Here is a 16,983-nt window from a genome sequence, read left to right as displayed (position 1 = left end):
TGCTTCTTATTCGTTGATGAATCTAGTCAAAGTCTAAGGATTTAGTGGACTCTAAATTGACCTATTGAGTAATGTGTACTGGTTGGATGGTGTCGACTGCGGTATAGACACCTAAGGCGGCCTACTTTTTTCCATTTGTGCAGATCAGCTGAATTGCATTAACATGCTTGGCTTATTTTAATGAAATTGAAAGGATAAAATAATGAGAAAATTGTTGATCGTCTTTGGCTTCTTCTCTTTGCTTTTTTGGGGACAAGCATTTGCCGCTGATAGCCCTGAGCTAACCAAGACTAAATTGGCTAAGTTTTTAGACGAGTGGCACGATGATGCAGCTCATTCGCGTTTGGCTTATTTTGACAAGATTGCCCCAGATGGTGTGTATATTGGCACCGATAAAACCGAGCGTTGGGTGCGCGATGATTTTAAAGTATGGGCGCAGCCCTATTTTAAACGCCCAGTTGCTTGGGCTTTTACTGCCTTTAATCGGCATATTGCAATGACCCCAGATCAATCTATTATTTGGTTTGATGAGCAGTTAAATACGCAAATGGGGATTTGCCAAGCATCAGGCGTGGTACGGAAAACCGAAGCAGGCTTTGAAATTGTGCACTATCAATTGTCGATTGCAGTTCCCAATGATGCGACCAATGCAGTGGTGGCTGCCGTCAAAAAAGTAGAACAGGGTAAGCGTCTGCCCGCCAAGAAGTAAGCTTGCTTCTGAAAGCTTACTTTATCGAATTAAATAAATTGAGTCGCACTGCCTTTGCTAGTGGAATAAATCGATTTGGAGAATTTAATCTTCAGATATTTTTGTTCATCAAATTACTGCCGTCATAATTTATTGACTCTGGCAGCGCGGCTCACATTTCCTTTCTTTAACTATTACGGGTGACATTTAGTTCTGCATATTTCACAGCAAGCAAAACAAGGACTTATTAAATTGTAAGAGTTGTAAAAATGAATTGGTTTGTTGCATCAACTCTCATACAATGCCCAAGTATATCTGGCCTAAGAATTCTCTGGATAAGGCGCTTTGCATTGGTGCCTGTCGATATTTTTTCGTAATCTACTTGGACCCATTCATGAAAATAATTGCCCCACTTTGCCTTGCAAGTCTCGTTTTGTTACCCAGCCATGTCAATGCACAGTCATCCGGATTTAGTCTCAAGAAAATTATTAAGGAGAGTGTCCAAGAGGGACAACCGAGTGCGTCTAAACCAGGGCAAACTGATAGTACGGCTAACAACCCTGGAGCAGCTACGCCCAGTGGTGTAGGCTCTGTTCCGGCGAAAGAGGGCTTCGTGCAATTGGATGGGTTGCCTCGTCCGGGCACAGCAGGTCTGCTGCTTGATTCTAATTCTTTTGGAAAGTTTGCTGCGTCTATCCGCAAACCAGAGATTGGTGGTATTAGCTTGGGAATGAATGTGAATGATGCCCTGCCCATCATTAAAAAGCTCAATCCAGCTTATCGCATAGAAACGCTGAAAATTATGGTCAATAATTATCAAGGTGTGACTGCGAAAGCGGGCCCTCCGAACGCTATACCTACTGATCAGCTCACCGTGTATTTTAATCAGGCTGGTAACATTTGGCTGGTTGATCGTCACATCGTACTACCGAAAGATCAACCACTTCTACTGGAAACATTCAAAAACGCATTATTTGAGAAATATGATGCCCCGAATTCGCTCATCTCTGAACGCAATCGTCCCAATTATCCGCATTTTGCGTGGTCTTATGCTGTGAATGGGCAGCAATACGCGTCGCATGATGTGAATGTTAAATCGGGACCTTGTGCTTCACCACAGTACACTATGCATGTACCGATTACTGATTCTGTGACCATTCCCAATAACTTCCGTAATACTTGTGCCTTAGCGCTGAACGTCAGTGCGTACATGTCATCGAATACAGATTTGATTCAACAGTACTACATAGTGATGTATTCACCAGCGCTGATACGCGATGTGAACAAAATGAATTCGCTACAAGCGGAATCTTTGAAGCAAAAACGTGAAGCCGAAGAGAAAGCGCGCGCGAATAAGCCGCAGTTCTAGATCAAAATAGTCACGATATTATGCTTAAATTGTGATTTGTTTTGATCTTTAGGGGGATCGCAGGGCACGTCAATGTAGATCTCCCAATAGCACTTTAAGCGCCTCAATACCGCGTTTAGCTTCTAAGCTAATTGCGCTAGGCTGTGCTTTCCATTCCTGTACTTTGGCTTGCGCTATTTCACCTTGCTCTGGCGTGAAATTGGCATCGAGTTTATCTAGAAATGCTTGAAGATTCTTGTCTGCTTGGAGATTGCTGGCGGTTTGAGATTGACCACTTTGCAGCTCTAGTTGGCGTATGTTTGATGCGATTTTTCCATAGACCCAAGCTGTCGATGGATCATATTGTTCGAACAGTGGATTGGATACGAACGAGGCATAAAATAATATCGCCATTAGCTCGCCTTGATCGGCAGCTTGTTTGCTCCAATAAGCACTTTGTTTCCAGTCCTTTTGTTTCATGTACATCAAAGCGACATCGTGTTGTGCTAAAGCATAGCCGCCATTTGCTGCGATGAGTTTGAATTTCATAGCCAGCTCAGGATCAACTGCTATGTTTGTTTCTCCGGCGAATTGACCTGCGTAATAGCAGCCGACTTTGTAATGCGCTAATAGGTCGCCATTACTCGCTGCTTTTTGGAACCAGATAAAGGCTTGTACTGGATCTTTGTTTGCGCCACCCATACCGTTGTTCAATAACATACCAAGGTGATACTGTGCTTTAGCGTTGTTTTGATTGGCTAGTGCTAGCGTTTGCGTTAGCAAGGATGCTGCTTGTGTTGCGTTAGGTCTAGCAAGTGGATTGACGTTGGCATAGGTGGTTTGTGTTATCCACAAACTCAATACGATAAGAAATAATTTCATATAAGCGCTTTGGTTTTAGCTATTCAATCATAGCGGAAGTGTCAGCATCATCTTCAAAAGATAAAGTGTAGATAAACGAAAAGCGCGATGCAGCGCAAAGTAGAACCACGAGTAGCGTGAGCTGGTACTTGTGTATTTCGCGAAGGGCTTTGAGCGCTCACTAATCTGCTTGTTGTTAAGTGTCTACGCTGATGTTATTGTTGTACTTTGATAATTCAAAACGTATTCAAGTCCATGCCTACTGATACTGAACAAGCATTTAATCCATACGCCTCTTCGACGCATCTCGACATTGCTGAATCGTCCTTGATGTCAACAGAAAAGGTCAAGCGCCCAATTAGCGTCTGGCTGATGCAGATATTGCTTTATGTTTTTGTGGGCTTGTTTGTGATGGGTCTATTTAGAGGAATGGCTGATGTCGTTCGCTTGGGTTATTCCAATCTTAGTTCTGGGCGCGTGTTGTTTAGTATTTTTTGGGTAAGTGGGTTGATACTCGGTAGTGTGTGGACAGCGATTTCTTTGCATCGACGTCGTAACTGGAGTAAGTGGGTCTGTCTGTGCTTGCTGGCACTCCTACTGGCTGTGATCATACTGTCTCCTAATACCACTTATTATGCAAATGATGCCGAACGTATGGGTGGTTTTGTTGGAAGATACGTATTTTTTTCTGTGTTGTTGATCTGGTGGGCCTACGCACTTGCGTTTTCAAAGAAGGCTAAGCGCTATTTTAAAACTGGTTCAGATATAGACGACATGACATAGCAATGACAGCCTATCTCATGCGTATTTGTACGGCATGTTGCGTGGGAAACTAAAAGGGTAAACCAGCTAATATCCACGGTGAAATAGATTATCGTAGAGAAGTTGACTGTTGCCATGCAGACTCAGCGATTAGATATAGGGGGATCAAGTAAAAACCACTCATCAATAGAATCGTAACGTTAATCTAGTAAATCCTTGTTCATCTTAATTTGACACAAAATTTGATTGTCAAAAAAATCAATTGTTGAAATAATCTGCGACGCGATTTGTCGCCGAATATTTCTAACATTTCTAATTAAAGTTGAGAGGAGAGGAATTGATGCGTTTATTAATGGTCATGCTGGCTGTTTGTAGTTTAAGTGCTTGTCAATCAATCGTTGTGAAAGATCTTGATCTGATTCGCCCAGATAATTTAACGGGATATAAAACCAAAGGTGTTTTTGATCAGGATAAGTTACAGAAAACATTAGCTCAAGCACAGTTGAAAGAAGAAGAGATTGTTGTGCCGCAAGGGAATGGGGATGCGGTAAAAATTAGAGGTGTACATGTTTCTCTGCCGGATGCGAAAACAACGGTATTGTATTTTGGTGGCAATTTGACTCATGTTGATGAAAATGCGCCTTTGCTTGCTAAGTTATCGGCAACCTGTCCGGCCAATTTTACAACTTTTGATTATCGTGGTTATGGACGTACCAATGGTAAGCCCAATGCCTTGCTTCTGAAAGAAGATGCTTTGCGCATTTACGACCAGGTACGTGCGAAGACACAAGGTAAGTTGCTCGTTTATGGTTACTCTCTGGGCGGATTTATGGCGAGTCATATTGCAGCCAATCGCACGATTGACGCCTTGGTATTAGAAGGAAGTGGTACTACACCGGCAGAGGTGGTTGATGCGCAAATTCCTTGGTATGCGAAACCGATAGTGTCGGTCACTATTTCAGATAATCTAAAGACCATCGACAATCAAAATGCACTCTCTCAATATCAAGGGAAAGTGTTAGTAATCACCGGTGAGAAAGATAGCACCATGCCAGCGAATTTGGGTAGAAAATTATTCGAGAGTATACCTAGTCGTGATAAGCAGTATTGGATGGTAGAAAATGGAACGCATAGCAATTTGTCGGATGACGCTCAAGCGAAACGTTTGTACTGCGAGTTGCTAAGACAGTTAAATTAAGTTTGAGCAGATGACGTCGGTCACTAACACCCTCATTCGCAAACGGAGATTACCATCGTGCCCGCTATGCGGCGATAGGTGAAAGTGATCGTATGACTTTGAAGTTTGTGAAGCCTTGATAGAACACTAGAAAAACACTAGACGAATAAACGAATAGCCAAATAACCAACCTATTTATTTCACACAAATATGCTAAAACAAAATTTACTTATGTCTTTGTTTGCAGTGATAACAGCCGGTGCAACACTGACTCAAGTCGCGCAAGCGCAAACTACCGTTAAAGGTATGGAAACGGTAGGCGTCAAAATTGGCGATACTCAAACCGAGATGGAGTTGGCGCTAAAAAATGAAGGTTATTATTTTTGGCGCAAGAGTGCATTTAAAGCCGAAGCAGGTTTGCCTGAGCGCATCGCAACCGCCCATTACAAAAAAGACGGTCGAAATTTGGAGCCGGATTTCTTGATGGTGGCTTTTAGTCCTGTGAGTTCCAAGGTGGTCGCATTAAGCCGCAGTGAACGTTTTAACGTAGAAGTCCTAGCGCCTGATTTGGTCAAAAATATGTCGGCGAAATATGGCACTCCTGCTGCCGTGCGTGGCACTACCGAGGCGTCATGGGTGGAAAAACGTGCGGGTAAGGATGCCAGCGTGCCATTGACACAATGCGAAGCGGCAGCAGGTTTGCAAATTAATTATGCCGCCAACTTAGACAACTATGCCAACTGTAAACGAGCTGTGCGTTTGGCAATGAGTCCAGGTTCTAAACCACAAATCGTGTGGAGAATGACACTGAACTTAGTTGATTTTGAGACCTTGTATGATGAAACTATGCAGTTAAAGAATGCCTTGAAAGACAAAGTCGATATTAAGCGATAGATCAAGTTGTGTTGTAGGGTTTTAGGCGCGGTCAGTATTGGCGTACAAATTGTGCACATGAATTGGCTCAGAAATCGGCACACAGTTTGGTCGCGCCTAAAACAAAGTGGTCAATACGAATTGGTCACTCTAGTAGTAGATGAGACTACACCGCTAGACCGTTCATCATTCGTCATCCAATCTTATTAGCTCAGGCATTTAAGTTGACTCAGTAAGGTGATTTAGCAACTTAGTTTAGTTGCTTAACTAAGTAACTTCACATACATTCCTAATTGCGTGTTAAACCGCCAAACAAGCTCAGGCCTGCGGCGGTGATCAATAAAACGCCTATGCCTTTGGCGATGAGTGCGTTAGTGCGCGGTCGCTTGGTCAAGAATTGTTGGGCCTGTACCGCCATAATTGCCACCGCCCCATATACGATCATTTGTGTACCAGCAGTGATGAGCGACAAGATACTCGTTTGTAACCAGATTGAGTCGCCATCACGTCTTATGAATTGCGGGAAAATTGCCAGCATGAAGAGGTAGGCTTTGGGATTAAGCATGCAGGTCGCGAGGGCTCCTACAAAACTTTTTTGTAAATTTGCCGCGCCTTGTTCTGCATCCGGGCCTGCCAAGCTATTCAGTTGAATTAGCCTCCAGCCTAAGTAAGCAATATAGGCCGATCCGCCGATTAGTATTGCATTGTAGGCCCAAGGGATTAAAGTGAGGATGGCGCCGACACCTGTCGCACCTATAATCATATGGCAGATGCCGCCCACCATCGTTCCTGCCACCGCCGCAAAGCCAGCTCGATAACCACCTTTCATACTGCTTCCCATGACAAAGGCCATGTCCATGCCTGGCAAAATAATGACCCCAGAAGTCACCAAAAAGTACAGCCACAGATTGCTTGTTTCGCTCATGCTCTTTTCTTTCTTTAATTAGATTTTTTTACTTAAGAAAATTTCAAATCGATCACGTTTTTGACTAAGTTAGAACTTGGCTAAATCGAGTATTTGAGCTGTCTATGCTAGAGTGTCAGACAGTAAAGCGCCATGCAAAATGTAAGGTTTTAGGCTTTATGTTCCTGCAAAATTGAAAGTATTGAGAGAGGTTTACTTTGAAGTTTGAGATCGATAGTTATGACCGCAAAATTTTGACTCTTTTGCAGAGTGATGCGCGTTTGAGTTTCTCAGAAATTGGGCGACGCATACATTTAACTTCGCCGGCGGTAGCGGAGCGTGTCCGGCGTTTAGAAGAGGCTCAGATCTTGCAAGGCTTTACCACGCGTTTGGGGCTACGCGCTCTGGGTTATAGTTTTGAAGCCTTAATTCATATTACGGTTGATTCGCACGCTGCACTCGATTTGTGGGCGCAGCACCATCCCGAGGTTCTAGGTTTGTATGCGACGACAGGCGAGCAATGCGCGATGATGCGGGTCGGGGTAGTCGCGCCTGAACATTTGCAAAGCCTGATTCTATCCTTAGGCAAAATCGGTAAAACACAAACATCGATTGTGCTGTCGACTCAGTGCACTGACCGAGAGGTGATGCCAGCCGATCAGATCCAATGGTAAGCCGCCTAATTGAGTACGTTCACTAACTTAGTTAGCTCTCCGCTCTTAAAACCTTGCCTAATTGCGGCATCGATTTTTTTCATTTCGTTTTCGAGCTGACCTTTGGCACTGGCAAAATGTATGGAGTCATAAAATAAGGGAGTGGGGGAAGCGTAAAAATTTTTCCCCAATAACTCTGGATCGCGCAAGCCGGGTAAATAGGTTTTATGCAGATAGTCTAAAAATAAGTCTTGGCGATCAAACTGAACTAAACCCCATAGCAAGACATCAGAACGTTTGGCGATTAGTTTGCGAAAGCGCGCTGAGGCTTGTGCAGCGTCTTCATCAATTTTGAAAATCTTATTTTTCGCCAACTCAAATTCCATGCCGTGACTGACGCCGCGTTCCACGCTAATGGTTTTGTTTTTCAGATCCTTGATGGAGCGTAACGCCAGTTGTGGTTCGCCATAGCCGATTGCCCAGATTCGAGATTTCATCACCGTCTCGGAAAAACGATAGTGCATAAGACGTTCAGGTGATTTAGAAAATCCCCAGATGATGCCTTTGCCGTCTAATGTCATTTGTTTGGCGCGATTCCACGGAACGGTGACCGCCTGCAGGTGTAGGCCTGCGTTACGATCAAAGAACTGAAAAAATTTCAACAAGCCACTACTCACTGGCAATGGATGGCCTTTAGAGTCCAAGGCTTCTTGGACAAAAACTGTGATGATGGTTGGCGCAGTGACTGTGACAGTTTTAGGATGGTCTGACTTGGATAGCGTCGCATCGACAGCACTAGCCGTGCCTATGGTGCTGAGCGCACAGCATAAGCAGGCGAAGCATAGACAGTAAAGAAAACGTGCCATGTATCTGACGATAGAATGAATGCGACAAACTATTCAGGGAAATTCTTAATAAGATCGCGATAAAACTAATGGATTAGAATGATCTTAACTCAAGCTGAACAGGATCGAAAGCATAGAATGACAAATGCTAGGTAATGGTCGCTAATCGGCTTTACCTGTGACTTATTCCAAATAAGCTTGTAGGCAAGTCGCTGCCCATTCCATGAATTTTTGTGTGCGTTTGGCAATATGTCTGCGGTCTGCATACAGCAGGGAAACAGCTAATGCAGGCGCTCGATAACTGCTTAGAATTTCTACTAATTTCCCCTCTTGGATCAGGTGTTGTGCGCCAATCAAAGGAGCTTGAATAATTCCAAATCCAGCTAGACACGCCGCTTGATATGCATCGCTGTTATTCACTGTCAACTTGCCATGCATAGGCAGGAAATGAATTTGCGTCTTATCCCAGTATTCAAAACCTCGTTGTTTCTGTTGAATGCTATTACTTAAATTGCTGGCATAGTGGATCAAAAAATGTTGTTCCAAATCTGTCAGATTTTTGGGTTCGCCCATTAATTCTAAATATCGAGGGCTGGCTAGGTTGACTTGTGGCAACAGGCCGAGCGGGCGCGCAATTAAATGACTATCGTCGAGTTGCCCGATGCGTATTACGCAATCAAAACCTTCACGTATTACATCAACCCGACGATCTGTACTGCTCAGTTCAATTTCTAAGTGAGGGTGTTGTTGTAAAAATTCAGGTAACTTGGGAAGCAGAATGTTTCTGGCGATACCAATAGGTAAGTCGATACGTAGGCGACCATGCAACTGAGCATCATCTTGTTGGAACATGCTTTGTAGCTCATTCATATCGCTAAGCACATCTTTACAGCGTTCATAAAACAGCAAACCGTCTTGCGTCATTTGTACAGAACGTGTGGTGCGATGCAGCAGCCGAGTTCCGAGTTCGGTTTCCAATTGTTTGACCGCGCCTGAGACATTCGCTTTGGGTAAATGCAAACTGTCAGCTGCTTGTGTGAAACTCGCCAGCTCGGCCACTCTGACATAAATGCGCATTGCGTCTAGTGAGTTCATATTTCGCTTAGTTCGCTTAGTTTGCGTAGATGCTGATTATTGTTCGAATAAATTGAATAGTGTAATCAAATTTAGCTAGTTTATGTACGAATAATCCAATAGTAGACTACGCATCATGCTTGGACGACAAGGTTCAGCTTCCTACAACAAACTATGGAGTTATCAGATGAATACAGTAAATGCGATCGATATGCACGCGGTCGGTAGTAATAAAAACTCAGGCAGAAAGATAGCTTTAATCACAGGCGGTAGTCGCGGCCTCGGTAAAAGCGCTGCTTTGCATTTAGCCCGTCAAGGCGTCGATGTTATTGTGACGTATCAAAGTCAGCAGCAAGACGCACAAGCCGTGGTCGCGCAAATCGAAGCGATAGGAGGTCGTGCTGTCGCTTTGGCTTTTGATGTAGCGCAAATAGCATCCTTCCCTCGATTTGTGCAAGATTTACGTCAAGTTTTAGTGACTCATTGGCAGCGCGAGCACTTAGATTTTTTGGTGAATAATGCAGGCATCGGGATACACATGGCGTTTGCTGAGACGACCGAAGCACAATTTGATCAATTGATGCAAATTCATTTTAAAGGCGTGTTCTTTTTGACTCAAGCTTTGCTGCCTTTGATAGCAGATGGTGGGCGGATTCTCAATGTTTCTACCGGATTGAGTCGTTTTACTTTATCGGGATTTTCCGCCTATGCAGCAATGAAAGGGGCGATTGAAGTTTTGAGCCGCTACCTCGCGAAAGAGTTGGGGGCGCGTGGGATAGGCGTGAATGTGATTGCGCCAGGTGCGATAGAAACCGATTTTGGTCATGCTGCTGTGCGTGATAATCCGCAGATGAACCAATTTGTCGCCAGTCAGACCGCCTTGGGACGCGCAGGATTACCGGATGATATTGGTGCAGCGGTTGCGTCTTTGCTGGCTGGCGACATGGCATGGGTTAATGGTCAAAGAATTGAAGCCTCTGGTGGTATGTTTCTATAACAGTTGATTAAGATAAGAGCTGAAGCGAACTACCAGAACAATACTTATGTGAATCAAATGAAGACCACGCAGTTAATGTTTGATCTTCATTTGTGAAGCGCAGTGCATAGGTATTCATCTCAATTAAAGCATGTCCGAAGTAAAATTTTTTTCATGCAATGTCAACAATAAATCTAAAGTCCACGTTACACTAAGCTGCTAAGTTTTATTAGCCAATAATAAAGTAGTTGAGGACCTACGAAATTCATCGGTCCCCCCCGACTAAGATAGTCTGGGGCAGGATCTACTTGGTTGGATTTTGCGTTGGTGTTACTTGTGATCCCTTTGTTCTGCTTAGGGCAGATTTTTTTGAGAGTACTTTGTATGAAATTATCTATGTCGCTAAAAAATTCTAAAATTCGTCGTATGAGCAGTGCGATGCAGCTCGCATTGGGATTTGCTTGTGCAAGTTTGTTCGCAGCGCCAGCACACGCTGATCTCGCTAGTGCTACTGCGATTGCCAAAAAACTTTTCAACAATGCGAGTGCGGTGAAAGAAACGATTTTCAAAGATTTATATCGTGTTGAATTTGGTCCTAATGCCGCTGTTTATTATATTAATGATGCGGCGACCTTGGTATTGGAAACCAATAATGTCAGTATTCAAAACTGGACTCAGCCAGTACAAAAAGCAGAGCCAATTACGAATCAAGAAAAAACTAAATTATTGAACGCGGTATTGCACAATATTCGCTTCGATAAGTTAATTCAGATTAAGCAAGGTAAGGGCACTAATAAAGTGCTTTTGCTGTCTGCGCATGATTGCCCATTCTGCATACAGTTCGAAAAAATGTTGGCTAATGCAGGTGATAAATTAGACGTCAGCTTTTTTATTATCCCGAGCGCGCTCGATAATCGGGATCCTCAACGCAGACAGAATGTACAAAATATCTGGTGCGCACCGAATAACGCCAAAGTCTGGCGTGAGGGTGTTGCAAAAGCGACTTTGCAGTATCCGAATAATAATGTCCCCGGATGTAGTTTAGGCTTCGCGGATGCCAGAGATTTTCATATCATCATGAATACGCTCAATATTCGCACCGGATATCCCTTTATGTTTGCCGATAATGGTTTGCCGTTGACGCCAGATACTGATTTCAAAGAATTTAAAGCGCAATTGGATCAAGGCACGCATAAGTCATTCTGGTCTCCAGAAGTACTCAACGACTATCCATCTAGCTTGTACTCACAATTTCGCGCGGATAAAGCCAGTGCGCGCGGTTGGTATAAATAATTCTGAGCGCTCATAAAGATTCATGATTATGTGTGAAATTCGCTCGATGCAAGCCTCCGATTTTGATAGCATCATGTCGATACAGGCAGCTTGTTATTCGGGCGATATTCCAGAATCCCGCGCTTCTTTACAGGCAAAGTTTGATGCCAGTCCTACGACTTGTCTGGTGGCCGAGTCGAATCGCGTAGTGCAAGCCTATCTGTTTGCGCTGCCTTGGTTATCGTCCGCCCCACCAAGCTTGAACGCCAGTAGCTGCGAACTACCCGCTCATCCAGACTGTTTGTATTTACATGATTTGTCAGTCGTTCCTGCACTGCGAGGCACGGGGACTGGCAAGGCTTTGATACAGCGTTTTTTTGAAGTGCAGCAGCAATATCGCCTGCCACTAGCTTGTTTGGTGGCAGTCCAAAATTCTGTGTCATATTGGCGTCGTTTTGGTTTTGAAGTCGTTTCCGAAAATCCTCTATTTTCCGAAAAACTAGCCAGCTATGGCGCGGATGCTCGTTTTATGCGGCGCCAAGCAGAGTTAGCGCCAGTGCGGTAAACTACCGCTATGAGGACGACCTCATTCTTGGCGGCACAGTTAGCTCTGCCATACTCGGCATGCCAGATGTATTTTTTTTCGGGGACGACCCCAATTCTTAATCGAGTGGGGATAGGCATGAATTGGTTAATTTTAGTCGTAGCAGGATTGTTTGAAATTGCTTGGGCGATAGGCTTAAAGTATACCGAGGGTTTTACTCGATTCTGGCCTAGTGTCTTAACCGCGACTGCAATGTTGATTAGTGTAGGTTTGCTCGGTATCGCAATGAAGGGCTTACCAGTTGGGACAGCGTACGCGGTTTGGGTGGGCGTTGGCGCAGTTGGAACGGCATTACTTGGTATGATCTTATTTTCCGAAGCCGCGAATGTGGGACGCCTGATTAGCTTATTACTAATTGTCGCTGGCATCGTTGGGCTGAAATTGACTACACCACATTAAGTTTATTAGAAGTCTATAAAGCCGATTTATGCAATTGCTTGGAATTCACCATGTGGCAATCATCTGTTCTGACTACGCGGTGTCACGCCAGTTTTATGTGGACTTACTAGGCTTGCGGGTACTGGCTGAACATTTTCGTCCTGAGCGTCAATCTATGAAGTGTGATTTGGCGTTGCCCGATGGCGGCCAAATCGAATTATTTTCCTTCCCCAATGCACCGCCACGACCTTCCTATCCAGAAGCTCAAGGACTACGTCACCTCGCTTTTTCGGTCGCTGATCTTGATGCATGTAAGGCCAATCTAGAGGCGCAAGGAATCGCTGTGGAAGCGATTCGAGTGGATGAATATACCGGACAGCGATTTACTTTTTTTGCTGACCCTGATGGCTTGCCTTTGGAATTATATGAATTAAACTCGAACGCACTAATTGACTAATTAATTGTCTGAATAACAGATTGATTAATCGGCGAATTAACTAAGTCCTTATCTACTAGAACGCTACACCTATTTGTCGCCTTGTCTGCTACTTCTTAGTTTTCCAACTATGCCCATGGGAAAAAAATAAACAGACAAAATAAACAAAACACCCAGCCATAGCATCCAACGATCAGGATGAAAGATTTGTGCTAATACGGGGTAGTCGACTAATGCTTCCGAGCCTTGCGCCATCACATTCTTAAGATAATTTTGGGCGATGATGAATAGCGTCGCACCGATCACCGCACCGTATAGGGTGCCCATTCCACCAATCACCACGATCAATAAGATATCGGTCATTACTTCAAATCCCAGCATGGTTTTCGGTCCCACATAACGCAACCATAAAGCCATCAAAGCACCTGCCAAAGCGGCTACCAAAGCCGCTAGGCAGTTCGCTAAGACACGATACAAGACGGTGCGATAGCCGAGCGCTTCGGCGCGAAATTCATTTTCACGTATCGCCTGTAAGACGCGCCCGAAGGGAGAGTTGACGACACGCAGTAAAAATAAAAATAACAGCAGACAAGCAAAGAAGACGATGTAGTAGGTAATGACTTTTCCATCCACGGTACGGCCAAAAATATAGTTTTCAAATAGTTGAAAACCCGGTGTTAATAACTCAGGCACACGGAAAGTTTTACCATCCTCACCGCCCGTAAAATCAGATAACTGTGATGCAAATACCGCGAATGAGGAAGCCACTGCTAGGGTAATCATAGAATAAAAAATAGCTCGGACTCGCAATGCAAACAGACCTATGAGTAAGGCTAGCACCAGTGTCAATATTAACGCCAAGACGACACCAACAAAAATCCAGCCCCAACTAGGATTTTGACTGGCTAGCGCCAGACCTACTCCATAAGCACCTATGCCAAAAAACATAGTATGTGCGAAAGAAACGATACCCGTGTAGCCTAGTAGTAAATCATACGACGCTACCAAAATAATATAGATGCAAATGGTCGCTGCCGTATTTAAGGGACGTGCGCCACTGGTGATAAAGGGCGCAGTCAGCAGGCCCAAAAAAATCAAAACTAGCAAACCGGACAAGACCCGGCTGCGTGGCTGATCGTCGGATAGTAGTTGGCGAAACAAAGCGGTAGTCATAGGTCTAAGTCTTTGCTATTTATTGAGGTAATGGTTTGGCGCTACTATTCATTTTAGGCGCCACGACGACCGACTGAATACAGTCCAGCGGGTCGCCATAGTAAGATACACATCATCAAAACAATGTTGGAAATCAACGCTAATTTAGGCACCAAAAAACCAGCATAATTGCTGACCAGCGCCATCAGTAAAGCGCCAATGAAACAACCGCCGACTGAGCCGAGTCCACCAATGATGACGACGATAAACACCATCACCATGATTTCGCTGCCCATCGCTGTGATCAGTGTTTCTTTGTACAGCCCCCACATCACACCACCCAGTCCAGCTAATGCCGATCCTGCCGCAAACACCGCGACAAATAGACGGCGTATGCGATAGCCTAGTGCTTCTACCATTTCACCGTTTTCTACACCTGCGCGTATCAATAAACCGAGCTTGCTACGGTTCAGGATAAGAAACATCGCGGCAAAGACACTCAAACCAACGACCATCGCGATGAGACGATATTTCTCGATGGCCGCATCGCCGATAAAGATCGCGCCGCGCAGACTCTCAGGCAAAGGCAGGGGAATTTGTTCTGCACCCCAGATTACGCCTAATACTTGTTCCGCAACAATCATGCCGCCCATGGTGATCAGAATTTGTTTTAGGTGCTGCCCATACACCGGCATGATGATCAGTCGCTCAAAGGCCCAACCTATGAGCGCAGTCACCAGCATCGCGACTAGCATTGCTAAACCAAGCACCGCCAAATTCATCCCCAATGAGTCTATTTCCAACCAACCTTTGAGTGGAATCAACACCATGGTTGCGGTATAAGCCCCGACGGCGACAAAGGCACCATGACCAAAGTTAAGTACATCCATCAAACCAAAGACCAAGGTCAAACCACTGGCCATAATAAAAATCATCATCCCCATCGCGAGACCAGCGATGGTTAAAGTCAACCAAGTCGGAAAACTACCAACTAAAGGCAGCATGATCAGTGCAATCATCGGCACCAATAATAGAGGTGCGAGGTCTCTGGGTGTTTTGGGTAATTCGGTCGAGTTACTCATATTATTTCCTGTTGTGCTCTGATATTGCTTATCGATGTTGCGCTAGTTTGTGTCGTTCTATAGAAAGTGGAGATATCGGTTTTTCCGCTTCTACGCTGCCAATTGTGTGAGACAGAAAATGGAAAAAGGAGTTGCGGCTGTTTGAGCGTAGCGAGTTTCCGCGACTCCCCATTTTTTGTCTCGCACAATTGGGAACCCGAAGGGCAGTGTAGAGCGTCGCCTTTTTTGGGTTACCTTTTTTGGCGAAGCAAAAAAGGTAACTAGCTGTTGGGCTACCCCCGACCAGCACACGCCTCGCTTGACCCAAACTACCTTTAGCAAGATAAATCATCGTAAATTTCACTGATGACTCGCTAAGGATAAACCCAGTAACTTCTGCTGCAATTCTTCATCCTCAGCCAACTCTTGCATGCTGCCAGCGTGGACAATACGACCGTCATCCATCACCGATACGGTGTCTCCCAGATTACGCACAAAACTGAAATTTTGTTCGACAAGTAATATCGTGGTATTACTCGCTTTAAGTTCTTGAAACGCCGCGATCAGGCTTTGGATGATGGCGGGTGCTAGCCCTTTGGTTGGTTCATCGACGAGTAATAATTTGCGAGGTTCTATGATGGCGCGGGCGATGGCGACCATTTGCTTTTGTCCACCTGAGAGATTGCCTGCTGGGTAATTCCAGAATTTTTTTAACGCCGGGAAAAAACCGAAAATCCACTCCAATCGCGCGGTATCCATAGGGCCGCTGCGTGCCGCTAAATGCAGATTTTCTTTCACCGTTAAATCCGAAAAGATCGCCATGCTTTCCGGCACATAAGCGATTCCGGCTTGTGCGATATCTGGTGTACTTTTGCTGGTAATAGCTTGTCCGTCAAAAACGATCTTACCGCCACTTGCATGCCATAGTCCCATGATGGTGCGCAGCGTCGTGGTTTTACCTGCGCCATTACGACCTAGCAGAACAGCAAGCTGACCACGTGGCACAATTAGATCTACGCCTTGCAAAATATGGTATTCGGCGATGTGCGTATGGACGCCTTCTAGGGTGAGTAGGGCTGGAGTCGGACTATGCACGAGCGACTCCTGTACTTAAGTTTGTAACTGAGTTTGTATCTAAGCCTGTACCTAAGTAAGCTTCTTGTACAATAGCCGATGCCATCACTTCGACCGGGTCACCGTCAGCAACCAGTGTGCCATTGTGTAAGACGATGATGCGATCTGCTAAGCTGCGTACGACATCCATTTTATGCTCGACCAATAGTATGGTTTTTTGCTTTTCGTTTTTCACTTCTTGTATCAGGTCGAGTACCACCGGCACTTCGTCCACGCTCATACCAGCGGTGGGTTCATCAAACATCATCACCTCAGGTTCTAGCGCCAGTAGCAAAGCGACTTCCAATTTGCGTTTGTCACCATGCGACAAATTAATTACCTTATCTTGGCGCCGATCAGCTAAAGCGACTCGCTGCAGATAGTATTCTGCGCGTTCGATTAATTGCTGATAACTAGACCACAAGGAAAAAATCGAGAAACCAATACCAGTGCGGCTTTGTACTGCTAGCCTGACGTTCTCTATTACTGATAAATGCGGAAATAAATTGGTGAGTTGGAACGCGCGACCTATGCCAGCGCGAGTACGTTTTGCTGCGCCGAATGCGGTGATATCTTTGCCGCCTAAATGTACGCTACCAGAACTTGCACTTAACTGACCTGAGATTAAATTGAAATAGGTGGTTTTGCCCGCACCGTTAGGGCCGACTATGACGGTTAAGCTTCCAGGATAAAAATCAGCACTGACTTGATTGACCGCGACATGGCCACCAAAGCGTATGCTCAAGTCGCGGGTGCTCAAGGAGGGTGTTGGCAAGGACGGTGTGCTAGCTTTTTGCATGAAAATC

19 protein-coding genes and 1 pseudogene are annotated in these 16,983 nt (G+C 44.9%); 12 read left to right on the top strand and 8 right to left on the bottom strand.

Features of this window, described 5'->3' with window-relative positions:
- Positions 1–202 precede the first annotated feature (202 nt).
- Together ACFFJH_RS14950 and ACFFJH_RS14945 are read left to right on the top strand one after the other, a co-directional pair.
- Positions 203–709 (top strand): nuclear transport factor 2 family protein, encoded by a 507-nt coding sequence (locus ACFFJH_RS14950; RefSeq protein ID WP_390213705.1) that lies wholly within the window; start codon positions 203–205, stop codon positions 707–709.
- A gap of 373 nt (positions 710–1,082) precedes the next feature.
- A complete protein-coding gene (locus tag ACFFJH_RS14945; RefSeq protein WP_390213704.1) occupies positions 1,083–2,057 on the top strand; it encodes a hypothetical protein in 975 nt (324 codons plus the stop codon).
- 69 nt (positions 2,058–2,126) lie between these two features.
- Here ACFFJH_RS14945 and ACFFJH_RS14940 read toward each other — a convergent pair whose 3' ends face one another.
- Positions 2,127–2,918 carry a tetratricopeptide repeat protein gene (locus ACFFJH_RS14940; protein ID WP_390213703.1) on the bottom strand — a complete coding sequence of 264 codons (792 nt, stop codon included), beginning with the start codon at positions 2,916–2,918 and terminating at the stop codon, positions 2,127–2,129.
- A gap of 234 nt (positions 2,919–3,152) precedes the next feature.
- Between ACFFJH_RS14940 and ACFFJH_RS14935 the strand changes: the two genes are divergently transcribed.
- The 4 genes and pseudogenes from ACFFJH_RS14935 to ACFFJH_RS14920 all read left to right on the top strand — a co-directional run bounded on the left by ACFFJH_RS14935 (position 3,153) and on the right by ACFFJH_RS14920 (position 5,730).
- Positions 3,153–3,680, top strand: a complete 528-nt coding sequence (locus ACFFJH_RS14935) for a hypothetical protein (protein WP_390213702.1) — start codon at positions 3,153–3,155, stop codon at positions 3,678–3,680.
- 319 nt (positions 3,681–3,999) lie between these two features.
- Positions 4,000–4,857, top strand: a complete 858-nt coding sequence (locus ACFFJH_RS14930; RefSeq protein WP_390213701.1) for an alpha/beta hydrolase — start codon at positions 4,000–4,002, stop codon at positions 4,855–4,857.
- Positions 4,858–4,877: 20 nt separating this feature from the next.
- Positions 4,878–4,976 (top strand): annotated as a pseudogene (locus ACFFJH_RS14925) (methyltransferase); the annotation flags it as partial.
- Positions 4,977–5,067: 91 nt separating this feature from the next.
- The gene (locus ACFFJH_RS14920) at positions 5,068–5,730 is read left to right on the top strand and encodes a hypothetical protein (protein WP_390213700.1); all 663 of its coding nucleotides are present in this window, start codon (positions 5,068–5,070) and stop codon (positions 5,728–5,730) included.
- Between the two features lie 268 nt (positions 5,731–5,998).
- Here the strand turns inward: ACFFJH_RS14920 and ACFFJH_RS14915 are convergent, their stop codons facing one another.
- A complete protein-coding gene (locus tag ACFFJH_RS14915) occupies positions 5,999–6,634 on the bottom strand; it encodes a LysE family translocator (RefSeq protein ID WP_390213698.1) in 636 nt (211 codons plus the stop codon).
- Between the two features lie 197 nt (positions 6,635–6,831).
- On the opposite strand from ACFFJH_RS14915, the gene ACFFJH_RS14910 reads away from it, so the two are divergent.
- Positions 6,832–7,287 carry an Lrp/AsnC family transcriptional regulator gene (locus tag ACFFJH_RS14910; protein WP_390213697.1) on the top strand — a complete coding sequence of 152 codons (456 nt, stop codon included), beginning with the start codon at positions 6,832–6,834 and terminating at the stop codon, positions 7,285–7,287.
- A gap of 5 nt (positions 7,288–7,292) precedes the next feature.
- On the opposite strand, the gene ACFFJH_RS14905 is transcribed toward ACFFJH_RS14910, so the two are convergent.
- Together ACFFJH_RS14905 and ACFFJH_RS14900 are read right to left on the bottom strand one after the other, a co-directional pair.
- On the bottom strand, positions 7,293–8,132 hold the full coding sequence (locus tag ACFFJH_RS14905; RefSeq protein WP_390213695.1) for a substrate-binding periplasmic protein: 840 nt from the start codon (positions 8,130–8,132) through the stop codon (positions 7,293–7,295).
- A 162-nt stretch (positions 8,133–8,294) separates the two neighbouring features.
- Complete coding sequence (locus ACFFJH_RS14900; protein WP_390213694.1) at positions 8,295–9,206, bottom strand: LysR substrate-binding domain-containing protein; 912 nt, start codon at positions 9,204–9,206, stop codon at positions 8,295–8,297.
- 190 nt (positions 9,207–9,396) lie between these two features.
- Here ACFFJH_RS14900 and ACFFJH_RS14895 point away from each other — a divergent pair, with 190 nt between their 5' ends.
- From ACFFJH_RS14895 to gloA2, 5 genes are all read left to right on the top strand, one after another.
- Positions 9,397–10,182, top strand: a complete 786-nt coding sequence (locus tag ACFFJH_RS14895; RefSeq protein ID WP_390213915.1) for an SDR family NAD(P)-dependent oxidoreductase — start codon at positions 9,397–9,399, stop codon at positions 10,180–10,182.
- A 375-nt stretch (positions 10,183–10,557) separates the two neighbouring features.
- Complete coding sequence (locus ACFFJH_RS14890) at positions 10,558–11,454, top strand: thioredoxin domain-containing protein (protein ID WP_390213693.1); 897 nt, start codon at positions 10,558–10,560, stop codon at positions 11,452–11,454.
- Between the two features lie 28 nt (positions 11,455–11,482).
- Complete coding sequence (locus ACFFJH_RS14885) at positions 11,483–11,998, top strand: GNAT family N-acetyltransferase (RefSeq protein ID WP_390213692.1); 516 nt, start codon at positions 11,483–11,485, stop codon at positions 11,996–11,998.
- Positions 11,999–12,115: 117 nt separating this feature from the next.
- Positions 12,116–12,436, top strand: coding sequence for a quaternary ammonium compound efflux SMR transporter SugE (gene sugE, locus ACFFJH_RS14880; RefSeq protein WP_390213690.1), 321 nt, complete (start codon positions 12,116–12,118; stop codon positions 12,434–12,436).
- Positions 12,437–12,464: 28 nt separating this feature from the next.
- On the top strand, positions 12,465–12,872 hold the full coding sequence (gene gloA2 / locus ACFFJH_RS14875; protein WP_390213689.1) for an SMU1112c/YaeR family gloxylase I-like metalloprotein: 408 nt from the start codon (positions 12,465–12,467) through the stop codon (positions 12,870–12,872).
- Between the two features lie 69 nt (positions 12,873–12,941).
- On the opposite strand, the gene ACFFJH_RS14870 is transcribed toward gloA2, so the two are convergent.
- The 4 genes from ACFFJH_RS14870 to ACFFJH_RS14855 form a co-directional block, all read right to left on the bottom strand.
- Positions 12,942–14,024 (bottom strand): branched-chain amino acid ABC transporter permease, encoded by a 1,083-nt coding sequence (locus tag ACFFJH_RS14870; protein ID WP_390213688.1) that lies wholly within the window; start codon positions 14,022–14,024, stop codon positions 12,942–12,944.
- Positions 14,025–14,077: 53 nt separating this feature from the next.
- On the bottom strand, positions 14,078–15,085 hold the full coding sequence (locus ACFFJH_RS14865) for a branched-chain amino acid ABC transporter permease (RefSeq protein ID WP_390213687.1): 1,008 nt from the start codon (positions 15,083–15,085) through the stop codon (positions 14,078–14,080).
- A 339-nt stretch (positions 15,086–15,424) separates the two neighbouring features.
- On the bottom strand, positions 15,425–16,159 hold the full coding sequence (locus tag ACFFJH_RS14860; protein ID WP_390213686.1) for an ABC transporter ATP-binding protein: 735 nt from the start codon (positions 16,157–16,159) through the stop codon (positions 15,425–15,427).
- Complete coding sequence (locus tag ACFFJH_RS14855) at positions 16,152–16,976, bottom strand: ABC transporter ATP-binding protein (RefSeq protein WP_390213685.1); 825 nt, start codon at positions 16,974–16,976, stop codon at positions 16,152–16,154. The genes ACFFJH_RS14860 and ACFFJH_RS14855 overlap by 8 nt, the downstream gene beginning before the upstream one ends.
- Between the last annotated feature and the right edge of the window lie 7 nt (positions 16,977–16,983).

It is taken from the genome of Affinundibacterium danionis (assembly GCF_042432465.1).
Classification (GTDB): Bacteria; Pseudomonadota; Gammaproteobacteria; order Burkholderiales; family Burkholderiaceae_D; genus Undibacterium; species Undibacterium danionis.
Note: the sequence above shows the minus strand (reverse complement) of the source record. Positions and strands in the feature narration are given on the sequence as shown.